This is a genomic window from Mariniradius sediminis (assembly GCF_021491425.1).
GTDB lineage: Bacteria > Bacteroidota > Bacteroidia > Cytophagales > Cyclobacteriaceae > Mariniradius > Mariniradius saccharolyticus.
Map to the genome: position 1 here is coordinate 1 of NZ_JAKEVZ010000034.1, position 3,056 is coordinate 3,056.

At 36.7% G+C, this 3,056-nt stretch carries 3 protein-coding genes; all 3 read left to right on the plus strand.

Annotation, left to right across the window (positions count from 1 at the left end):
• Positions 1 to 131 precede the first annotated feature (131 nt).
• Positions 132 to 1,406: a DinB family protein gene (locus L0U89_RS20105; RefSeq protein ID WP_234863168.1), complete on the plus strand. Its 1,275-nt coding sequence runs from the start codon at positions 132 to 134 to the stop codon at positions 1,404 to 1,406.
• A 176-nt stretch (positions 1,407 to 1,582) separates the two neighbouring features.
• Positions 1,583 to 2,485 (plus strand): MBL fold metallo-hydrolase, encoded by a 903-nt coding sequence (locus tag L0U89_RS20110; protein ID WP_234863169.1) that lies wholly within the window; start codon positions 1,583 to 1,585, stop codon positions 2,483 to 2,485.
• 1 nt (position 2,486) lies between these two features.
• Entirely contained in the window at positions 2,487 to 2,918 is a 432-nt protein-coding gene (locus L0U89_RS20115) for a putative quinol monooxygenase (protein ID WP_234863170.1), read from the plus strand.
• Positions 2,919 to 3,056 lie beyond the last annotated feature (138 nt).

Below are 3,056 nucleotides of genomic sequence, written 5' to 3' on the forward strand. Positions count from 1 at the left end.
GAGCCTTCTGGGACATGAAAGCCCAAAAACCACCGAGATTTATACCCATATCACCACGAAAGGATTTGACCAAATAAAAAGTCCTTTGGATGAATTGGATGTTTAACTAAAAGAGCTTACTTTTAAGATAAATGAAAAATATCAACAATATTGTTGATATCACTCCAAATCGGGATGATATCATCAATATTAAGGATATACAAACGTTCGATGAAATTAAAAATAAAAAAATGAAGAAAAATATAGTTATAATTTTATTGACAATAACCTTTCTTCCAATGCTTTTAGCACAGAAAAGCCGTACTCAATTATGGACAGAGCAAGACAGGCAATTTTTGTTAGAAGGACTTAAATCAACTCAAATTGAGTTGATGAAAGAAGTCGAAAACCTTAATGAAGTACAACTTGCGTTCAAAATCGATAGCAGTAAATGGTCTATTGCTGAGGTATTAGAACACCTTGGCACTTTTGAAGAAATTTTGCAATGGGATATATTTTGTAATCAATACACACCTGAACAGTTAGGATTTACAAACAATTTATCTATTAAAGACAGTATCATGTTGGCTTATGCGACAGATACAACAAAAGGAAAAGCACCGCCTGCCGCAGTTCCATTAGGAAGGTTTAAAGAACTAAAAGAATTAGAAAAATATTTTAATTATCATAGAGCGGAGGTAATAAAGTTAGTTGAAAATACAACAGCCGATTTTAGGAAGCATTATATCTATCGCCCGTCCGAGTGGGGCGATTGGGCTGTTAGAGACTTGCATCAATATACGATAGTTTACATTACTCATACGACAAGACATACCAACCAAATCAAAAGAATAAAATCTGATAAGAATTTCCCTCAAAATGGAAATTTTTGGACAAACCAAGACAGGGCAATGCTTTTAAAAGAATTAGAGAGAACCAAACAAGAAATTATTGCCGAGACAAACTCACTTACAAACGACCAATGGCATTTTAAACCATCAAAAGAGGCTTGGTCCATTGCACAAGTCGTTGAGCATCTTGGAATTTACGAAAGGATATTTTTACAAGAGGCGTGGATTGCTACTGAATTGCCACCTCAGCCCCAATATTATGTTTCAAGTCTTTCTGATAGTACATATTTGTCCTGGATGGCAGAAAGTCAATCGCATAATGCCCCTGAAAATGCAATACCATTAGGTTATATGAAAGGAAAAGACAATTTGAGTTTTTTTACTTTTGGCAGAGATTTTATAATTGACTTTGTAGGCAAAACAAGTAAAGACTTAAAAGTACATTTTACGCCGAGAGAGGGTGAGCCAAATAATAGAAGGAGTATTCATGGGTTATTCGTTGTACATTTTGGTCACACTGATAGACATCTGCGTCAAATAATGAAAATAAAATCGCATCCCAGTTACCCAAAATAAAGCCCCCTCAGTATAACAAGGATGAAATGAAGGAAATTCATCGAACAACGGCTTGCCGTCCATGCGCCCGAAAGCCAACGCTCAAACCCAACGCACGGGCGCACAGGCGGCAAGCCAATCGTTAGCGGCAAGCTGAACCAATATCCGAAACATCAAACTTTGAAAGGAGAAATATTATGAATAAAACACTTTTAATACTTGTGATTATCTCTCTGACTTCTTCCTGTCAACAAGCAAAGAAGGGAAAAACCGAAGACAATCAACTTATGACTGAAAAAAAATATCAAGCAAAAGCACCCCCAACTCAAACTTTTGGAAAGGAAGCATTTGAAGAATCAGACAAAACAACTTTAAGGTGGTTGGGTATGGCAGGTTTTTTAGTCAACAGTAGAGGTACAACGATTATGATTGACCCATTGCTCGGAGGGTTTGATATGCCAATAATGATTGACTTCCCAATTGAAGCCAAAGAAGTTCCAAATTTGGAAGCCATATTAATTACCCATGCTGACAATGACCATTATAGCAGACCAACTTGTTCCGATTTAAAATCTGTAACCAAAGAATTTCATTCGACTGTTTATGTTGATTCATTGATGAAGAATCAAGGGTTGCCCTCTTTTGGACACAATATTGGAGATTCATTTAAAATCGGTCAGATAAAAGTTACATTAACCCCAGCCGACCATGCTTGGCAAAATGCTTATCCTGAAATGAATGAAGGACGACATTGGAAAAATGAAGATTGTACAGGGTTTTGGATTGAAACGCCTGACGGAAACATATGGGCAACGGGGGATTCAAGACTCATACCCGAACATCTAAAAATGCCAACACCTGATGCTATCCTTTTCGATTTTTCGGATAGTGAATGGCATTTCACATTAGAGGGTGCTGTAAAATTGGCAAATACTTATCCGAAAACACCTCTTTTACTACATCATTGGGGTTCAGTTGATGCACCAGACTTTCCACCGTTTAATGGAGACCCTGAAAAATTAAACGATTTGGTGGTCAATCCTGAAAGAATTGTTCTTTTAGCACCAGGAGAACCATTTACGCTAAAAAAATTAGATTGACATGAAATTACTACAAATAAAGTATCAAATTTTAATATTGGTTTTATTCACGGTTAGTGCATGTGGGCAAAAAGAACAAAATCAAAATGCCTTTAATGCGGATGACATGATGATAAGGATTTCGGAAATAGAAATATACCAAGAACATCTTGACGAATACCTTTCAATACTGAAAGAAGAATCAGAGGCTTCTGTTAGATTAGAATCAGGAGTAATTTCTATTTACCCAATGTATCAAAAAGATAACCCAACCGAAATCAGAATTTTAGAAATATATAAAGACAAAGAAGCATACGAATCACATTTGCAGACACCACATTTCAAGCATTATAAAACAACTACCCTGAAAATGGTAAAATCTTTAAAATTGGTTGACATGGGAGCGATAGATGAAGAAACAATGCCTAAAATATTTGAAAAGTTGTCGGAATAATGAATAGCCAGCCGCTAATCGAGTAGACGGCCTCGCCAACCGTTAAGTTAGCGAGGTGCGCCTCTCACACCACCGTACGTACGGGCCTCGTATACGGCGGTTCACTGGATTGTAGGTTGCAATTTTTGGTAATAGGTA

What these genes read in the sequence shown, in the direction of transcription:
- L0U89_RS20110 (WP_234863169.1), top strand. Translation starts at nt 1,583, where the DNA reads ATGAATAAAACACTTTTAATACTTGTGATTATCTCTCTGACTTCTTCC.
- L0U89_RS20105 (WP_234863168.1), top strand. Translation starts at nt 132, where the DNA reads ATGAAAAATATCAACAATATTGTTGATATCACTCCAAATCGGGATGAT.
- L0U89_RS20115 (WP_234863170.1), top strand. Translation starts at nt 2,487, where the DNA reads ATGAAATTACTACAAATAAAGTATCAAATTTTAATATTGGTTTTATTC.